The organism is Pseudomonas sp. S3_E10, from assembly GCF_054667615.1.
Genome location: NZ_CP162743.1, coordinates 5,907,007 through 5,922,861 on the forward strand (window position 1 = coordinate 5,907,007; position 15,855 = coordinate 5,922,861).

The 15,855-nt window shown below is 56.5% G+C and carries 20 protein-coding genes and 2 pseudogenes; 11 read left to right on the forward strand and 11 right to left on the reverse strand.

What is annotated here, in order from left to right; all coding sequences use genetic code 11:
- Positions 1-524 precede the first annotated feature (524 nt).
- Complete coding sequence (locus tag AB4N98_RS27065) at positions 525-1,547, reverse strand: zinc-dependent alcohol dehydrogenase family protein (RefSeq protein ID WP_017530621.1); 1,023 nt, start codon at positions 1,545-1,547, stop codon at positions 525-527.
- A 268-nt stretch (positions 1,548-1,815) separates the two neighbouring features.
- On the opposite strand from AB4N98_RS27065, the gene AB4N98_RS27070 reads away from it, so the two are divergent.
- Complete coding sequence (locus tag AB4N98_RS27070; protein ID WP_010210548.1) at positions 1,816-2,730, forward strand: LysR family transcriptional regulator; 915 nt, start codon at positions 1,816-1,818, stop codon at positions 2,728-2,730.
- 213 nt (positions 2,731-2,943) lie between these two features.
- Here the strand turns inward: AB4N98_RS27070 and AB4N98_RS27075 are convergent, their stop codons facing one another.
- From AB4N98_RS27075 to AB4N98_RS27085, 3 genes are read right to left on the reverse strand one after another with little or no spacing between them, the layout of a single operon-like run.
- Entirely contained in the window at positions 2,944-3,360 is a 417-nt protein-coding gene (locus AB4N98_RS27075; RefSeq protein ID WP_189654365.1) for a hypothetical protein, read from the reverse strand.
- 17 nt (positions 3,361-3,377) lie between these two features.
- Positions 3,378-3,524 carry a hypothetical protein gene (locus tag AB4N98_RS27080; RefSeq protein ID WP_189654366.1) on the reverse strand — a complete coding sequence of 49 codons (147 nt, stop codon included), beginning with the start codon at positions 3,522-3,524 and terminating at the stop codon, positions 3,378-3,380.
- Between the two features lie 7 nt (positions 3,525-3,531).
- The gene (locus AB4N98_RS27085; protein WP_189654367.1) at positions 3,532-3,879 is read right to left on the reverse strand and encodes a hypothetical protein; all 348 of its coding nucleotides are present in this window, start codon (positions 3,877-3,879) and stop codon (positions 3,532-3,534) included.
- 210 nt (positions 3,880-4,089) lie between these two features.
- On the opposite strand from AB4N98_RS27085, the gene AB4N98_RS27090 reads away from it, so the two are divergent.
- The 5 genes from AB4N98_RS27090 to AB4N98_RS27110 are packed head-to-tail and all read left to right on the forward strand — an operon-like array spanning position 4,090 to position 6,695.
- Positions 4,090-4,728: a TVP38/TMEM64 family protein gene (locus AB4N98_RS27090; protein WP_135196270.1), complete on the forward strand. Its 639-nt coding sequence runs from the start codon at positions 4,090-4,092 to the stop codon at positions 4,726-4,728.
- 10 nt (positions 4,729-4,738) lie between these two features.
- Complete coding sequence (locus AB4N98_RS27095) at positions 4,739-5,122, forward strand: nuclear transport factor 2 family protein (RefSeq protein WP_010656555.1); 384 nt, start codon at positions 4,739-4,741, stop codon at positions 5,120-5,122.
- Between the two features lie 56 nt (positions 5,123-5,178).
- Positions 5,179-5,565 (forward strand): nuclear transport factor 2 family protein, encoded by a 387-nt coding sequence (locus tag AB4N98_RS27100; RefSeq protein WP_032885487.1) that lies wholly within the window; start codon positions 5,179-5,181, stop codon positions 5,563-5,565.
- Between the two features lie 44 nt (positions 5,566-5,609).
- Positions 5,610-6,059: an SRPBCC family protein gene (locus tag AB4N98_RS27105; RefSeq protein ID WP_135196271.1), complete on the forward strand. Its 450-nt coding sequence runs from the start codon at positions 5,610-5,612 to the stop codon at positions 6,057-6,059.
- Between the two features lie 57 nt (positions 6,060-6,116).
- Positions 6,117-6,695, forward strand: coding sequence for a flavin reductase family protein (locus AB4N98_RS27110; protein ID WP_135196272.1), 579 nt, complete (start codon positions 6,117-6,119; stop codon positions 6,693-6,695).
- On the opposite strand, the pseudogene AB4N98_RS27115 reads toward AB4N98_RS27110, so the two are convergent.
- The 4 genes and pseudogenes from AB4N98_RS27115 to AB4N98_RS27130 all read right to left on the reverse strand — a co-directional run.
- Positions 6,692-6,841: pseudogene (locus AB4N98_RS27115) on the reverse strand (FAD-dependent oxidoreductase); the annotation flags it as partial. The gene AB4N98_RS27110 and the pseudogene AB4N98_RS27115 overlap by 4 nt on opposite strands.
- 155 nt (positions 6,842-6,996) lie before the next feature.
- Entirely contained in the window at positions 6,997-7,740 is a 744-nt protein-coding gene (locus AB4N98_RS27120) for an SDR family oxidoreductase (protein WP_135196273.1), read from the reverse strand.
- A gap of 70 nt (positions 7,741-7,810) precedes the next feature.
- A complete protein-coding gene (locus tag AB4N98_RS27125) occupies positions 7,811-8,914 on the reverse strand; it encodes an alkene reductase (protein ID WP_135196274.1) in 1,104 nt (367 codons plus the stop codon).
- A 51-nt stretch (positions 8,915-8,965) separates the two neighbouring features.
- Positions 8,966-9,547, reverse strand: a complete 582-nt coding sequence (locus AB4N98_RS27130; protein WP_010656561.1) for a TetR/AcrR family transcriptional regulator — start codon at positions 9,545-9,547, stop codon at positions 8,966-8,968.
- Positions 9,548-9,605: 58 nt separating this feature from the next.
- Here AB4N98_RS27130 and AB4N98_RS27135 point away from each other — a divergent pair, with 58 nt between their 5' ends.
- Both AB4N98_RS27135 and AB4N98_RS27140 read left to right on the forward strand, forming a co-directional pair.
- Complete coding sequence (locus tag AB4N98_RS27135; RefSeq protein WP_223271414.1) at positions 9,606-9,989, forward strand: helix-turn-helix domain-containing protein; 384 nt, start codon at positions 9,606-9,608, stop codon at positions 9,987-9,989.
- Positions 9,990-10,098: 109 nt separating this feature from the next.
- On the forward strand, positions 10,099-10,731 hold the full coding sequence (locus AB4N98_RS27140) for a TetR/AcrR family transcriptional regulator (RefSeq protein WP_010656563.1): 633 nt from the start codon (positions 10,099-10,101) through the stop codon (positions 10,729-10,731).
- 33 nt (positions 10,732-10,764) lie between these two features.
- Here AB4N98_RS27140 and AB4N98_RS27145 read toward each other — a convergent pair whose 3' ends face one another.
- On the reverse strand, positions 10,765-11,967 hold the full coding sequence (locus AB4N98_RS27145) for a pyridoxal phosphate-dependent aminotransferase (RefSeq protein ID WP_267863837.1): 1,203 nt from the start codon (positions 11,965-11,967) through the stop codon (positions 10,765-10,767).
- A gap of 295 nt (positions 11,968-12,262) precedes the next feature.
- On the opposite strand from AB4N98_RS27145, the pseudogene AB4N98_RS27150 reads away from it, so the two are divergent.
- Positions 12,263-12,933, forward strand: a pseudogene (locus tag AB4N98_RS27150) (NAD(P)-binding oxidoreductase).
- Positions 12,930-13,595 carry an NAD-dependent epimerase/dehydratase family protein gene (locus AB4N98_RS27155; protein WP_099549806.1) on the forward strand — a complete coding sequence of 222 codons (666 nt, stop codon included), beginning with the start codon at positions 12,930-12,932 and terminating at the stop codon, positions 13,593-13,595. The pseudogene AB4N98_RS27150 and the gene AB4N98_RS27155 overlap by 4 nt, the downstream one beginning before the upstream one ends.
- Here AB4N98_RS27155 and AB4N98_RS27160 read toward each other — a convergent pair.
- A complete protein-coding gene (locus AB4N98_RS27160; RefSeq protein WP_169985955.1) occupies positions 13,592-14,173 on the reverse strand; it encodes a TetR/AcrR family transcriptional regulator in 582 nt (193 codons plus the stop codon). The genes AB4N98_RS27155 and AB4N98_RS27160 overlap by 4 nt on opposite strands.
- Before the next feature lie 153 nt (positions 14,174-14,326).
- Here AB4N98_RS27160 and AB4N98_RS27165 point away from each other — a divergent pair, with 153 nt between their 5' ends.
- A complete protein-coding gene (locus AB4N98_RS27165; protein WP_046036268.1) occupies positions 14,327-15,202 on the forward strand; it encodes a LysR family transcriptional regulator in 876 nt (291 codons plus the stop codon).
- Between the two features lie 72 nt (positions 15,203-15,274).
- Here the strand turns inward: AB4N98_RS27165 and AB4N98_RS27170 are convergent, their stop codons facing one another.
- A complete protein-coding gene (locus AB4N98_RS27170; protein WP_046036384.1) occupies positions 15,275-15,712 on the reverse strand; it encodes a nuclear transport factor 2 family protein in 438 nt (145 codons plus the stop codon).
- Between the last annotated feature and the right edge of the window lie 143 nt (positions 15,713-15,855).

Consider the following 15,855-nt stretch of genomic DNA (forward strand, 5'->3'; position numbering starts at 1 on the left):
CTGCTGATATTTATGAAATAATTTAATACTCCCAATACCCTTAAGACCATTCCTACAGTTTCCTACAGTGTTTTAGCCAGCGTTTTAAAGAAGCTTCCGACAAAGCATTAAAAACAACTTTTCGATATAGGGGCTAGCGACTTTTTATAGAAACACCTATGCGCTGCGCACGCAGAAGCCCTGCCTAGAGTTCGAATAACTAGCGGTGACCGCGTCATTGAATCAATCATTGCTCAATCCTTGAGATGAAAGTGAAGGCGTAATTATCAGTGCTGGAATAATGATTAATAGATACAGAACTTGGCCAAAAACCAGTGCAGATGAACAGGCGTGGCTGCATAAAAAGCGCACACACAACAACGCCGCGCTGTGATTCAGCGCGGCGTCAGGGACCAAGAGCAGGATTCAGGGGGCTAATGCGCCGAACGGTACCTTATGGCGCCCGCAGGTTAAGCCCTGACAAATGGCGCATTTGCCCCATTCGTTGAGAGACTGGAGCATTCATTTGCGAATACTCCTACAGCTCAAACAGCTTCAACCTGCAATGCCACACGCTCGCGGCACGGGCATTCGTCCATATAGCGGTGCGCTTCGACGAATTGGCTGAACGGAAACACGGTAGTTTTCAGCGGCACAAGCACACGGTCAGCGGTCAACTGGTTGATATCACGCAACGCACGTTGCAGTGCAACCTGGTCCTGGATGATGCCCAGTTCCGGTTTTCCGGTGAAATTACCGATGCAGTGCACAAAGAACTGAATATTCTTCTGGAACGCCGCGCACGCCGGGAAGGGTGTCTGGTTACCGCCCTGCAGGCCATACAGCACCAGGCTGCCGCGCGGAGCCAGCACATCGCCGAGCAGCGACATCTGCGGGCCACCCAAGCCATCGAACACCACATCAACGCCGCGGTTGTCGGTGAACTTGTTGATTTGCATCAGCAGGTCCTGTTCTTCGGTGACGATGACCTTCTCCGCACCGAGAGACAGCAGGTATTCACGCTCGTCACTGTTTTTGGTCGCCGCGATCACCCGCACACCCAGGGCTTTGCCCAGTTGTACGAACGAAGGACCGGCGCAATGACTGGCGTCGGTGACCAGCGCAAATTGCCCCGGTTTGACCCGGGCCAAGTCCATATAAGCAAAGTAGGCAATCAACAGCGGTGTGTAATGCACACTCGCTTGAATCGGACTCAAGACGTCCGGGTAGCGGGTCAGGGCCGAACGGGGCAGGACGATCTGTTCGCCATACACCGGGTAATCGTTGGGGCTCTCGGCCGGAAAACTGGCCACTTTATCGCCCACGGCCAGATCATCCACGCCGTCACCCAGGGCTACCACGACCCCGGCCATTTCATGGCCCAAGCCAGAAGGAAGACGTGCATGGGAAGACGCCAGGTTCTGGCGCCACAAAATGTCATACCAGCTGATGCCAATCGCTTCGACACGCACCTGCACTTCGCCCGGCGCGGGCTGTGCGGCTGCATGCTCTTCGCACTTGAGCACCTCGGCCGGACCAAACTTGTGAAAACGAATCGTGCGGGACATCGCAAACCTCGCCAAAGTAACCTCTAATGCCATGAACTCTATCTGGGCTTTCCAGGTAAGGCCACCGGTCGCCGTTAATAGTCGACATGTCTGTCATTGATTCCGCATGTGAGGAATAGACCTCAGGCGTCGTGGGAAAACTCCATTGACCTGTAGGAAAACTCAATTAGCCGGTGCAGAGTACCAGCCTTTCCCCGTAAGATTCACGCCGGGCATTGTTCCTATATGACCGCTCTCGTCAAGTTCGCTGACTCTTCCAGGACACAAGATGAACCGTAACGACCTGCGTCGTGTCGACCTTAACCTCTTGATCGTATTCGAAACCTTGATGCACGAGCGCAGCGTGACCCGCGCCGCCGAGAAACTCTTCCTCGGTCAGCCGGCCATCAGCGCGGCGCTGTCACGCCTGCGCGGGTTGTTCGATGACCCGCTGTTTGTGCGCACCGGCCGCAGCATGGAACCGTCGGCCCGCGCCGTAGAGATCTTCGCCCTGCTCTCCCCGGCCCTGGACTCGATCTCCACCGCCGTCAGCCGCGCCGCCGAGTTCGACCCTGCTACCAGCACTGCGGTGTTTCGCATTGGCCTGTCCGATGACGTTGAATTCGCCCTGCTGCCTCAACTGCTCAAACGCCTGCGCGCGGAAGCCCCCGGCATTGTGCTGGTGGTGCGCCGCGTCAACTACATCCTGATGCCGGGCCTGCTGGCCTCCGGCGAAATCTCCATCGGCGTCAGCTACACCGCCGACCTGCCGGCCAACGCCAAGCGCAAAGTACTGCGCCGCAGCCTGCCCAAACTGCTGCGCGCCGACAGCGTGCCCGGCTCCTTGAGCCTGGACGACTTCTGTGCCCGCCCTCATGCCCTGGTGTCGTTTGCCGGTGACTTGAGCGGCTTTATCGACGAAGAGCTGGAAAAACTCGATCGCAAACGCCACGTGGTACTGGCCGTACCGCAGTTCAATGGGTTGGGCACGCTGCTCGCAGGCACGGACATCCTGGCCACCGTGCCGGACTACGCCGCTGAAGCACTGACCTCGGCAGGCGGCTTGCGCGCCGAAGACCCGCCATTGCCGGTGCGCAGCTTTGAACTGCACATGGCGTGGCGCGGCTCGCAGGACAATGATCCGGGGGAGCGGTGGTTGAGGTCGCGGATTCAGATGTTTTTTGGCGATCCTGAGAGTCTTTAGGCGTCGGCTGGCAGGCTGTTCGGCTGATCATTTCTGCCTTTCCACCAACCATGGAGCTCCATTCACTTCCAGTGGATTGCTACATTGGGGGCACATTTGAGGGCATGCATTGGATGCTTCGAAAAGGATGCCCCCAGCCTAAGGCCAAACAGGCTATTGATAAGGGCAGTTCCGATCGGAGTCTCTGCAAATCGATAGACCGGCCTGAGGCTTTCAACATATCTGTGGGAATCCTGAGAGTTTTTTGAAAAACAGGAAGCACCTGTGATCTGCCCTACCCTGATTATCACAAGACGTGGCGAGATCACCATAGGTGAGTAAAGTAGCCGCTCCGCTATTGGTCCTACGCGATTCCCCCGCACTCTGTGCCGACAACACAATCGACAGCACAATCAACACCGCTCCTGTCAACACCGCTCCTGTCAACATCCGATATGACGGCGCTCCATGGAGCCACCACCACGCGTAGGCCATGGCGTAGACCGGCTCCAGTGAGATGATTATCCCGGCGCTGCGCGCGTTCACGATGAGTTTCTTGCGGCTGAGGCCGCGCAGCAAAGCCCGGTCTTGCAAAAGGGCAAACACCTCCAGGATTAGCTGGGCAAACTCCGCGTGGCCGAAGGTGATCATATTGACACTGGCGTGAATCAGCGGCCCAGGTTGGGGTGATTGAGTCGCTCAGAAATGCGCAGGGCGTCGTCGTGCTTTTCGCTCCAGTGCAGCAAATGCGAGTAGATCAGGATGCCTATATTGCTCTGCTGTGCGATAGACAAGGCTTCGGCCAACAAACGCACCACAGGCTCATCGCCCACCTGGGTCCGAACGCGCGAAATCCCCCGCGGTTTTAATCACCAATTCGACGGTGGAGCGTGGAGGTGCCACTTTCAGCATCTGATAAATGCCCGCGTTCTGCTCCGCCTCTGCGCCAAGGCGCAGGTTGAGCACCACATAGATGCCCGCTACCTCAATGTCGTGACGCTCCTTGACGCTGTTCAATTGCTGGACAGCTGCCCAGTTGCGTCCATCGCAGATTGAAAGATAGGTGGCGTCATAACCCACCGCCTTAGTCATCTCGCACCTGTCCTCAAAACTGTAGGTGCCCATGGAGCTGTAGAAACAGGTGTCCTGTGCGTAAAACCTTGGCGTCATGGTGTTCTCCCGCAGGGCATCAGGAATTGGTTGCAAAGCACCGTCGAACGCCCACTTCGCCCCCACCAACACCGAAAGCAAATGTCTTGACACTAACTGTAGTGATCACTATAAATTGCACGCAATATGTAGCGATCGCTAATTAAGTGGCTTTCAGTGATGCGCTGGACGGGAAGCATTCCCACAAACTGAATGAATCGGGTAGGCAACGTGATAGACCTGGCCGTACACAGCGTCGCCCAGTGGACCGAGATTATTCGCTCGCTCGCAGTCGTCGGGATTGCGCTGTATGCCGCGATATTTGTGGTGGGCACTGTCGCCTTCGTACCCGCCTCGATGCTTACGGCGCTCGCCGGTTTTTTGTACGGCCCGATGGGGGGAACGCTGCTCATCTCGCCCGCTGGCTTGCTGTCTGCAGCGGTCGCATTTGCCTTGGGCAGATCGCTTCTGCGCCCTTGGGTCAAACGACGCCTGGCGAACAGCCCCACATCAGCGGCGGTCGACCACGCAATCGAGTCAGGAGGTTTTCGAATTGTTTTTCTCTTACGCCTAGCGTCCATCGTGCCGTTCGCTCCGCTGAGCTATGGACTCGGAGCCAGCCGAATCGCCCGTCGAGATTTCCTCCTGGCGACTTGGATCGGCCTGTTTCCTGGAACATTTCTGTATGCGTACTTGGGCTCTCTGGCGGCTGATGTCGCACAGATAATCAGTGGCGAGGTAACGACCAATCGATCGACTCAAATGATGACTTGGACGGGTCTGGTCGTTGCATTGATAGCCTTACTGACCGTCGCCAGATATGCACGCAAAGCGATCAACCAAGCCCTTCTTCAACCCTCTTCAAACTAGGAGTTACACCATGAGCAACCCAACTTACGTCGAAGACTACAACGCCATCGTCACGGTGCTGAACCACTACAACGAAGGTGGCAAGCAAGCCAAAAGCAGCCTCATGAAACCTGCCTTCAGCGAGCAGGCCACCATCTTTGGTGTAGATGGCGAAGGCAAGCTGACCGGAGGCCCGATCCAGGGTCTGTTCGACATCATCGACAGCGCCTTCCGTCCCTCACCGGAAGCCAAAGGCGCCATCGTCAACGTCGATATCGTAGGCACCGCTGCCAGCGCACGTATCGATACCAACGACATCTCCGGCTTCTGCTTCACCGATTTCTTCAACTTGCTGAAGGTTGACGGAAAGTGGACTGTCATCAGCAAGATCTACCACACCCACGTTGCTCCTTAACCCAGCCGTTTGAACCGCGCCCTGTTGGCGCCAAAACCATGCAAAGGGGTTTGACCATGAGCAAAAACATCAAAGCTGTACCCACCCAGGACTACAACGCCGTTGTCGCCGTGGCCCAGCAATACGCAGACGGCCTGCGTGCCGGCAGCCCGGAGGTGCTGGAGCAGGCCTTCCACAAGGAAGCGGTGATGTACGGCTTCACCAACGGCAAACTGTTGGGCGGCCCGATCAGCAACCTGTTCGACTTCGTCCGCACTAATGGCACGGCCCCGGATATCAGCACTCGCCTGGACGTGCTGGCGATCACCCCAACCACCGCCGTGGTACGGGTGGACATGGAAAAGGACGCGATCGGTGCCGACTACAACGATTACCTGACACTGATCAAAATCGACGGCACCTGGAAGGTGATCGCTAAGGTTTATCACCAGTTTGAAGGCTGACCCGAGCAGCCTGAACGTAATGCTGTTTCTTAAGGTGATGAATCATGGCAAAAGTTGAATACAGTGCCGTCGTAGATGGCGGCGCCGAGCGCGTTTGGGATGTACTCAAGCGCTTCGGGAAAATCAGCCAGTGGCACCCGGCGATCCCGCAGAGCGTCATCGAAGACGGTCAGCCGGACGGTCTGGTCGGTTGCATCCGTAGGCTGACGTTGCAGGACGGCGCCATTCTGCGCGAGCAGTTATTGTCGGTAGACGCGGTGAATCTGCAGTTCTCCTACCGCTTCGTTGAAGCGCCACTGCCCGTCGACAACTACGTGTTGACCGTGCGACTGATCCCGCTGACCGGCGAGCAGAAAACCGTGATTCTGTGGTCTTCGACCTTCGACACGCGCGAGCCTGATCCCCAGGGGCAATGGACCTCGACCATCGAGTCGCTCATTGTCGGCGGGCATGAAAGCCTCCAGGTTTACCTGAACCAAACCGCCACCGCGTGAATGTGCCCTACCCCGCTCCAGCAATGGATGCGGGGTTTAATTTTTTCTGGAGTTACGATGCACGACCACATTGCCGAAGTGCCGCTTGAAAAGGCCTACCGGCTGATCAATCACGGCCCCACCGTGCTGGTATCTGCTCAACACGAGGAGACTCGAAATGTGATGGCCGCGGCATGGGCCTGTGCATTGGATTTCTCACCACCCAAAGTCACTGTGGTGCTGGACAAGATCGCCAAAACCCGCGAACTGGTAGAGCGTAGCGGCCTCTTTGTGATTCAGGTTCCCACCGTGGCACAGCTGCAATTGACCCGCGATGTCGGCAGCGTCAGCCTGCAGGAAGATCCACAGAAGCTGGCTCATAGCGGCGTGGAGCTATTCAGTACCAGCGGCCATGACGTGCCATTCGTGGCCGGCTGCTCGGCCTGGCTTGCGTGCAAACTATTGCCCGAACCGCACAACCAGTTGACCTACGACCTGTTTATCGGTGAAGTCGTCGCTGCCTGGGCCGACACACGGGTATTCAGCGACGGTCATTGGCTCTTTGAGCGTGCGCACCCGGATTTTCGTAGCCTGCACTACATCGCAGGCGGCCACTTTTATGCGATCGGAGAAGCGCTAACTCCATCAGTGATCTAATGCAGTCTCAACCGAGGCTCGGTGCCTGGCCCCAGATGGTTACCCGACATCAGTAATGCATAGGGTACCAGGCCATAGCGCGCGACTTGCGGTATGCGGTACAGCGATGCATAGAACGCCCGCGCCAACCATCCTTCCAGCGTCACGCAGGCTCTTCGCCAGCGCCACCGTCGACAATCAAAATACGAATTTCATTGAAGGGTCTCAGTGCTTTTACTCGGGAGCACAGGACGGATCCTGTAGCGCCCAGGCACACGGCGTTGCGCCGGTGCCTGGGCTGGGTGATTTCAACGCTTATGACTTACCAATCCTGGCGGGTCGGCGAAATTATCAGGTCGTTGACGGTGACGTTTTCAGGCTGATTCAGTGCATACAGCACTGCGCGACCAATGTCGTCCGGCGAGATAGCGATTTTATTCAGCTCTTGAGCCGCTTTACGGCCTGCCGGGTCGGTGACTTTATCGGCCCAACCGGTGTTGATCACACCCGGGCTGACCGTGTTGACACGGATGCCGTGCTGCACGCCCAGCTCTTTGCGCATCGACTCAGTCATGGCCTGCACGAAGAACTTAGTGGCGCTGTAGATACCTGCAGCAGGTCCGACCTGGTGACCGGCGACCGAATCCATATTCAGGATCTGGCCCGACTTCTGTTTCAGCATGAACGGCAACACCGCCGCGATACCATGCAGGTAGCCTTTGATGTTCACGTTGATCATCTTTTCCCAATCATCGGTGGCCAGGTCGACCCAGTTGGAAAACAGCATCAAGCCTGCGTTGTTGATCAGGATATCCACCGAACCGAAAGAGTCCTGGGCGAATTGCGCGAGCGCTTTCATATCCTCAGGGTTGGTAACGTCGCTGACGCGACCTACCGCTTCACCGCCCTTGCCTTTCAGTTCGCTGACGATGGCGTCCAGGCCTTGCTGGTCCAGGGCTGCTGCGACAATTCGAACGCCTTTCTCGGACAAGGCACGTGCCGATGCAGCACCCAGGCCGGACGATGCGCCAGTGATGATCGCGGTTTTATTCTGCAGATAGTTCATGGGCGTTCCTCTCGTTGGTGACTGCCCGTCTGTGCGGGCAGTTTTTGGGGTTATCGCGGATATAAGCGGATCAGTAGTTGCCGACAGGCCAGTCGGTGTAGCCTTTGGCGCCGCCGCCGTAATACGACTCGCGCGGTGCGATGGTCAGTTCGGCCCCACGACGCAAGCGCTCGACCAGGTCCGGGTTCGAGATAAACAGGCGGCCAAACGCTACCGCGTCGATCTTGCCTTGGGCGCGGCGCTCAATAGCCATGTCCAGGTCGTAGTTGTTGTTGCCGATGAAGGGCCCGTTGAACTGCGCGCTCAATGCGTCCATGTCCACGCCTTCCGGTACTTCACGCGAGGTGGCGGTAGCGCCTTCAACGAAGTGCAGGTAAGCCAGATCGAATGCATTGAGTTGCTGGATCAGGTAGCCATACATCGCCATGACATTGCTGTCGGGCGGCGTGTTGCCGGCATCAGGCGTCACCGGCGACAAACGAATGCCAACACGGTCGTTGCCCCAGATTTTGACGATTGCTTCGGTCACTTCCAGGGTCAGACGCGCACGGTTCTCGATGGAGCCGCCGTACTGGTCGGTGCGATGGTTGGTCGAGTCCCGCAGGAACTGGTCCAGCAGGTAGCTGTTAGCTGAGTGAACCTCTACACCATCAAAACCGGCACGCTTGGCATTCTCGGCAGCACGCTTGTACTGCTCGATGATCCCCGGGATCTCATCGGTTTCAAGCGCCCGTGGCATCGACACCGGAACGAAGCCGTTGGTGGTATAGGTGTCGCCTTCAGCCTTGATCGCGGAAGGTGCGACTGGTGAGGCACCGTCAGGTTGCAACTCGACACTGGAGAACCGCCCCACATGCCACAGCTGGCTGACGATCTTCCCGCCGGCGGCATGCACGGCGTCCGTGACTTTCTTCCAGCCCGCAACCTGCTCCTCGCTCCAGATGCCGGGGGTGGCCGCGTAACCGCGGCCTTGCGCGGAAATATTGGTGGCCTCGGCGACGATCAAGCCCGCGGTGGCGCGTTGAGCGTAATACTCAGCGTGCAGCTCGTTGGGGATGCCATCTTCGGCATAGCGGCTACGGGTTACAGGCGCCATCAAAATACGGTTGGCGAGTTTCATCGCGCCCAGGTTGATGGGGGTGAATAAGTCGGTACGAGTGGCGTTGTCTGTCATGAAAGACCTCAATTAAATAGACCGGTCGTCTAGTAAGTTGGTAAAAAATAACTACGACAAAAGTCGCTTTGCCAGAGTCAGGGATGTTTCAAAGGCGTCGTCGCGCTTGCCGATCTTCATCATCAACGAAGCGCCGAGCCAAACCTGATAGAGCGATTGCGCAAGCGTCGCGCTTGGCGCTGTGGACGTGATCGAGCCATCGACAAGCCCCTGCTCAATACAGCGCTCAAGCTTTGCGTGGATAGCCTGCGTGCCTCGGTCGAGCACCAGGCGCATGCCCTCCGAGAGGTCACAGACCTCGGCGCCCAACTTGACCACCAGGCACTTGTCGGTAGGCAAATCAGAGCACTGGGTTTGCGCCCAATACTGGAAGTAACTCAGCAGCCTTTGCGCGGCGGGTGCAGAACCCATCAACAGCGTGTCGACTGTTGCGAGGTAGTCGGAAAAATACTGCTCAAGCAATGCCTGACCAAATTCTTCCTTGGATTTGAAGTAGTGGTAGAACGAACCTTTAGGCACGCTCGCAGCCGCTACCACCTCAGCTAACCCTACGCTGGTGTAGCCTTTGTGAGTCATCAACGTCCTGGCGACATCCAGGATGTGTTGGCGTGTTTCAGAATGATGCTTTTTCATAATGCAGCCATCCTAATTAAAACTAGACCGGTCGTCTAGTAAATTTTAGAATAGCCTCATGTTCTACGACCAACGGCGAACGAAGACAAATGACAGGGTCAAGCTCATGAACACCCTTCCCCCCACGTCAACGTTCAACACCGAGTGCCTTGCGCAATTCAACCTCAATTGCCTGGTGATCTTCGCTGCGCTGTATCAGGAAAAAAGTGTCACCAGGGCGTCCGAGCGGTTGAACATTGGGCAACCTGCGGTCAGCAACAGCCTGTCCAAACTCAGGCTGGTTTTTCAGGACCCACTGTTTTTTCGCCGAAACGCAGAGATGGTGCCCACCGCAGTCGCCGATGATATTGCGAAGCATGTGATACCGCTATTGAGCGGTATTGGCCACGTGCTTGAGCGATACAACGTACCGGCCCTTGGGCACCCGTCACGGCCGAACTGAAAGCTCAGAATTACGCTACGCAACCGAAAATTTCATTTTGTGTATCATTGGGCAGAACTTTCTTCCAGGCATGCTCGTCTGGCGATACGCCCCCAAGGTGCTGCACTCAATGACCAACTCCACCCCAATCTCTGTTCCACGCGCAAAAGGACGCCCGCGCGCGTTTGATCGAGACCAGGCTCTGCTGCAGGCGCTGGCAGTGTTTTGGAGGCGTGGCTACGAGCCGGCCTCTGTGGCGGAATTGTGTTCAGCCATGGGCGTCAGCCCTCCCAGCCTGTATGCGGCGTTCGGCAACAAAGCCAAGTTGTTTCTCGAAGCGGTTGCCTACTACGAAGCGACGTTCTGGGATGCCACGTGGGAGCGCATGGACACCGAGCCCGACATCGTGCTTGCCATCAGCGAGTTCTTCCACACCTCCGCGTCGATCTTGACCGAACCCGAGGCGCCCTGCGGCTGTATGGTCGTCCTCGCGGCAGTCAATGTCTCCGACGATGCCGGTGAAGTCACCGCGACCCTAAAGGCCTTGCGCCAGGAAGGCCGTGACTACTTACAGCAGCGCTTGGATCGCGCAGTGGAACAAGGTCAGCTCAAACCGGAAACCAACACTCGCCTGCTCGCCGCTGCCTTGAATACATTGCTCGAAGGCATGTCCCTGCAGGCACATGACGCTGCCAGCAGGGAAGATCTGCAAGGCATCGGCGCAACAGCCGTAGCGATGCTGAGCCCTTCCCTGTCAGCTTGACTGGAACCAACTCCGCCAAACCACGCGCTGCATTCAAGCAAGCTGTTCACACGCAGCCTTGATGCGCGCGCATGCCTGCTCCAGCAGCACCGTGGAGGTCGCAAAGGAGATGCGGAAATAACCCTCCAACCCAAACGCACTCCCCGGTACCACCGCCACCTGTGCGGCTTCGAGCAGGTACTGGCAGACATCCACGTCATTAGTCAGCACCGCTCCTGCAGGCGTTTTGCGCCCGTACAGCCCCGAGCATGAAGGGAAGAGATAAAAAGCGCCCTCCGGACGGCGACATACCAGGCCGGGAGTGGTGTTAAAAGCGTCCAGGCAAAGATCCCTGCGCTGACGAAACACTTCATTGCGCTCAGCCAGAAAATCGATAGGCCCGTCCAGCGCTGCCACGGCAGCCGCCTGGGATATTGCGCAGGGGTTGCTCGTGGTCTGCGATTGAATGGTGGCCATGGCGGCGATCAACGGTTTAGGACCGCCCGCATAACCAATGCGCCAGCCCGTCATTGAATACGCCTTTGAAACGCCATTCACGGTCAGCACGCGACCATGTAACGCCGGCACCTGCGAAGCCAGCGTGGAAAACACCCAACCGTCGTAACTCAGGTGCTCGTACATATCATCCGTCAGCACGTAGACCTGCGGATGCTCCAACAATACGGCGCCCAACCGATCAAGCTCTGCCGCGCTATAACCCGCACCCGTCGGGTTGCTTGGCGAATTCAAAATCAGCCACTTGGTACGCGGCGTGATGGCTTGCTGGAGTTGCTCGGCGGTGATCTTGAAATGCTGATGGGCCGCGCAGCGGATTTCCACGGGCGTGCCCCCCGCCAGGCGCACCATGTCCGGATAGGACACCCAGTAAGGCGCAGGAATGATGACTTCATCCCCGAGGTTAAGGGTGGCCTGCAGCGCATTGATCAGCACTTGCTTACCGCCGGTGCCGACGCTGATTTCGTCTGTCGCGTAGGTGATGCCGTTTTCACGCTGAAATTTTCGAACGATCGCCGCTTTGAGTTCTGGAGTGCCGTCTACATCGGTGTAGCGGGTCTGGCCTGCATCAATCGCCGCCTTGGCAGCCGCATTGATGTGATCGGGGGTTGGAAAGTCCGGCTCGCCGGTTGACAGGCTGATGATATCGGCCCCATTGCGGCGTAACTCTGCCGCCTTGCGCGTGATTACCAGCGTTGGCGAGGGTTTAACCGCTTTCAGCAAATTTCCGAGCAATTGCATGGGGCCACTCTTTGAGCTTTTGTTGATAGTGCATCAATGCTAGCGGCCTCCAGCAGACAATTAAAACAATATATATGGATGCAAAAAATCAATTTTATTTGTTTATTCCGGGCTGATTTTTTTGGCCTCTTGCGCCGATTGAAGACAAGGCACGTGCCCGGGGCCAAATCTCCCAGGCGCTTGACAGTTTCTGTAGTGACCAATATAGAATAACCCTCAGCGTGCATTCGCCGAGCGCGTTTGCAGGTTCGCTTGAGGGGGACATTTTTGAAACATCGCCTGATCTGGAGGAACTATGCACTCAGTTTTTATCGTCGGTGGTTCGGGTAAAGTGGCCCGAAGCCTTGCTCGACAACTGGCAGACCGAGGCCATGAACCACATTCGTTATACCGTCATGCGGAACAGGCCGAGGGACTCGAAGCACTCGGCGCCATCCCGTGGCGGGTAACTTGCTTGACCTCGACACAGAGGCTCTGGCCAAGCTGATGGCGGGCAGTGATACCGTGGTATTCGCGGCGGGTGCCGGCGGCAAAGGCGGCGAGCAGATGACGGATGCCATCGACGGTCACGGCCTTGAGCTGTCCGTAGCCGCGGCTGAGTTGGCGGGCATTCAGCGCTTTATTCTTGTGTCGGCGTTTCCAGAGGCATCGCGTGGAAAATCAGTTTCCGAGACGTTCGAAAACTACATGTCCGTGAAAAAGCGCGCCGATGTGCACTTGGCCGCAAGCGATCTAGATTGGGTCATTCTGCGCCCCGGCACCTTGCTGGACTCACCCGGCAGTGGCAAGGTCCACGCTGGCCTGGCTATCCCCTATGGCGACGTGCCGCGCGACGATGTCGCCGCAGCCTTGTTGCAGATCATCGAACAGCCCGGCGTCAGTCGCGTCATTATCGAACTGACCCAAGGCAGCACACCGGTCAACGAGGCTATCCAGAGTTTTGTGCCGGATAGCACTCAAGCATGAACGAACCCACAACATTCAAGCTGCTACTGGTCGGCGCAAGCGGGCTGGTTGGCAGCCATGTACTGGATCTGGCCCTGTCGGATCCGCGCGTCGGCAAGGTCTACGCGCCAACACGCAAGACTTTGGCGGCGCACCCTAAACTCATCGCCACGCCCATCGATTTTGATCACTTGGACGAACAGGCTGATCGCTGGCAAGCAGATGCTGTGATCTGCACGCTGGGTACCACGCTTAAAACAGCTGGCTCCAGAGCAGCCTTCGAGCGAGTCGACCACACCTATCCATTGGCAGTGGCCAGGCTCGCACGCGCGCATGGAACGCCGACCTACGTGCTCAATTCGGCTATCGGCGCAGATGCGGGATCTTCGTTTTTCTATAACCAGGTCAAAGGCCGCCTGGAACAGGATCTGGCGAGGGTGGGGTTTGAATCGCTGACGTACGTGCGGCCGGGTGTCATCGGAGGCAAGCGTGAGGAGGTGCGCCATGCCGAGCGTGCACTGATCCGGATGCTCAAACTTGCATCGCCGCTGTTACCTGAACGCTGGCGTCTCAATCCCCCGGCGCTGATTGCGCGGGCATTGCTTGAAGCCGCGATCAGTCAGGAGCCTGGCATTCATGTGGTGCCATCGAGCAGCATGACCAAGCCTGCCGATCGAAACTAAGCCAACAAGCGTCGGCTCATATCAAGCGCAGCATCAAAAGGCTCGCGTGTTCTGTTGACCTTGACCAACAACGAGGCGCCCAGCCACATCTGGTAGAGCGCTTCAGCCAATATTGCTGAGTCAATCGACGCACTTATGGAGCCATCCGCTTTACCCTGCTCAACACAACGAACCATCCGCTCAATAATCAGGGCAGTACCCTTCTCAAGCACACCGCGCATGTTTTCGGACAGGTCACACACTTCCGCCCCCAATTTGACCACCAGGCATTTTTGATCGGTGTGATCAAACGCCTGTGTCTCGGCCCAATAGCGTAGATAGCTCAGCAGACGTTCGGCGCCGGAGCCCTCACTGGCCAACTGCACATCGACACGCGTGAGGTACTCGTCAAAGTACTCTTCGAGCAGCGCTTGGCCGAACTCGTCCTTTGATCGAAAGTAGTGATAGAACGACCCTTTAGGTACACCCGCTGCCGCGAGCAGCTCGGTAAGGCCGACGGCGGTGTAACCTTTCTGGGTCATCAGCGACCTGGCGACATCGATGATGTGCTGGCGCATGTCATGGGCGGGTTTCTTCATAATGCCGCGCATGCTAGCAAAAAAATGATCTAGCGTCAGGCGCCCGTTAGAGCGCCTGACGTTTGTTCACCTGTATCGGAAGCAATTTTACGTAGCGCTTCAGCGACAAAAATATAAATATATTTCGAAGCAAAACATAATTATTATTTGAGCATGATCAAAGAACTGAAAACACTTATCGCTGTGGCGAGAGAAGGCACATTTGCGGCTGCCGGCAGCAAAATCGGCCTCACCCAAGCCGCCGTCAGCGCCCAGATGCAACGCCTTGAGGCGGAGCTAGGGGTACAGCTATTCGACCGTAAGGGACGCTCGGCTCAGCTAAATCGAATGGGTCACCAGGTTTTGGCGCAGGGTCAGGAACTGGTACGCCAATTTAAAGATCTGGGCTCGACATCGGTGGGTCTTCCTGCAAACGTTTTGGTCACCATTGGAGCGATTGCCTCGGTTCAGCGCTCCTTCTTGCCAGACGCCCTGGCTGAATTTCATCAACGATCTGCGCAATGCAGGACGCGAGTGCTCCCCGGCTTGTCGATGGAGTTGGTGAACCAAGTCGATTCAGGCGAAATCGATATGGCCGCGATAATCCGCCCGCCCTTCTCGCTTCACAGTGATCTGCGCTGGACAACCTTGGCGCGAGAACCTTACCGGCTGATCGTCCCCGCCGATATGCCGGGAGACGATTGGGCTGAATTGGTATCGAGCCAACCCTTTATACGCTATGACCGATCATCCTTCGGCGGACGCCAAGTGGATAGGTTTCTGCGACAAACCCATTTTTCATTGCACGAAGTCTGCGAGCTCGATGAACTGGATGCAATCGTCAAACTGGTTGCAAACGGCGTTGGAGTCGCCTTGGTGCCAGAAACGGCCACCCGTGAAGAATGGCCTGCCGAGGTACGTGCAATCGACCTGAAACAACGTACATTCCATCGCGATATTGGTTTGGTGCACCGTGCACGTCGCAGTCTAACTGAGCCAGTAAAACTACTGGCTCAACTGATTACCGAGCATGCAGTGAAGAAGCATTAGATAAGTGCTGACGAGTACTTCGTGAAACTCATCTTCGATTTCGAACTCAATTTTCAGCGCTGCCCTAACTAGTTAAGGCGCTTCATGGGTTTGGAAAATTTTGCTAACGACCGTCCACTTGCCTTCTACTTTCAGCAACTGGAAGAAGTCGGTGAAAGAGAGGCCTGACATGCCGTTGGCGTCGATACGAGCACTCGCGGCATTACCGACGATTTCAATACGAGTAATCGCGGCCTGCGCGTCGGGAGATGGACGGAAATTCTTGTCAATTCCCTCGAACAGGATTGGAATCGCGCCGCCGTCCAACTTGCCATCGGCACCGACGCTGTACATCGTCGCATGTTCATTGAAAGCGGGTTTCATAATACTGCTCTTGGCCTGCTTGCAACCCTCAATATACTTGTTAAGCACCTCTGTAATAGCTTGATAGTCTTCTACATACGTAGCTTTGCTGACTGTTTTACTGCTGAGAACTTGTGGGCCACCTGGTGCGTTTTCCGCTTGAGCCATCGCGCCAAAGGTCGAAATCAAGACCCAAATAAACAACTGCTTAATAGATATAACTTTCATTTAGTCGCTCTTCATAATGAGTGCAATTATTGAAACATGCTCAACCGCACAAACGCAGCAGAAACTCCGGAATTCGACTGTGC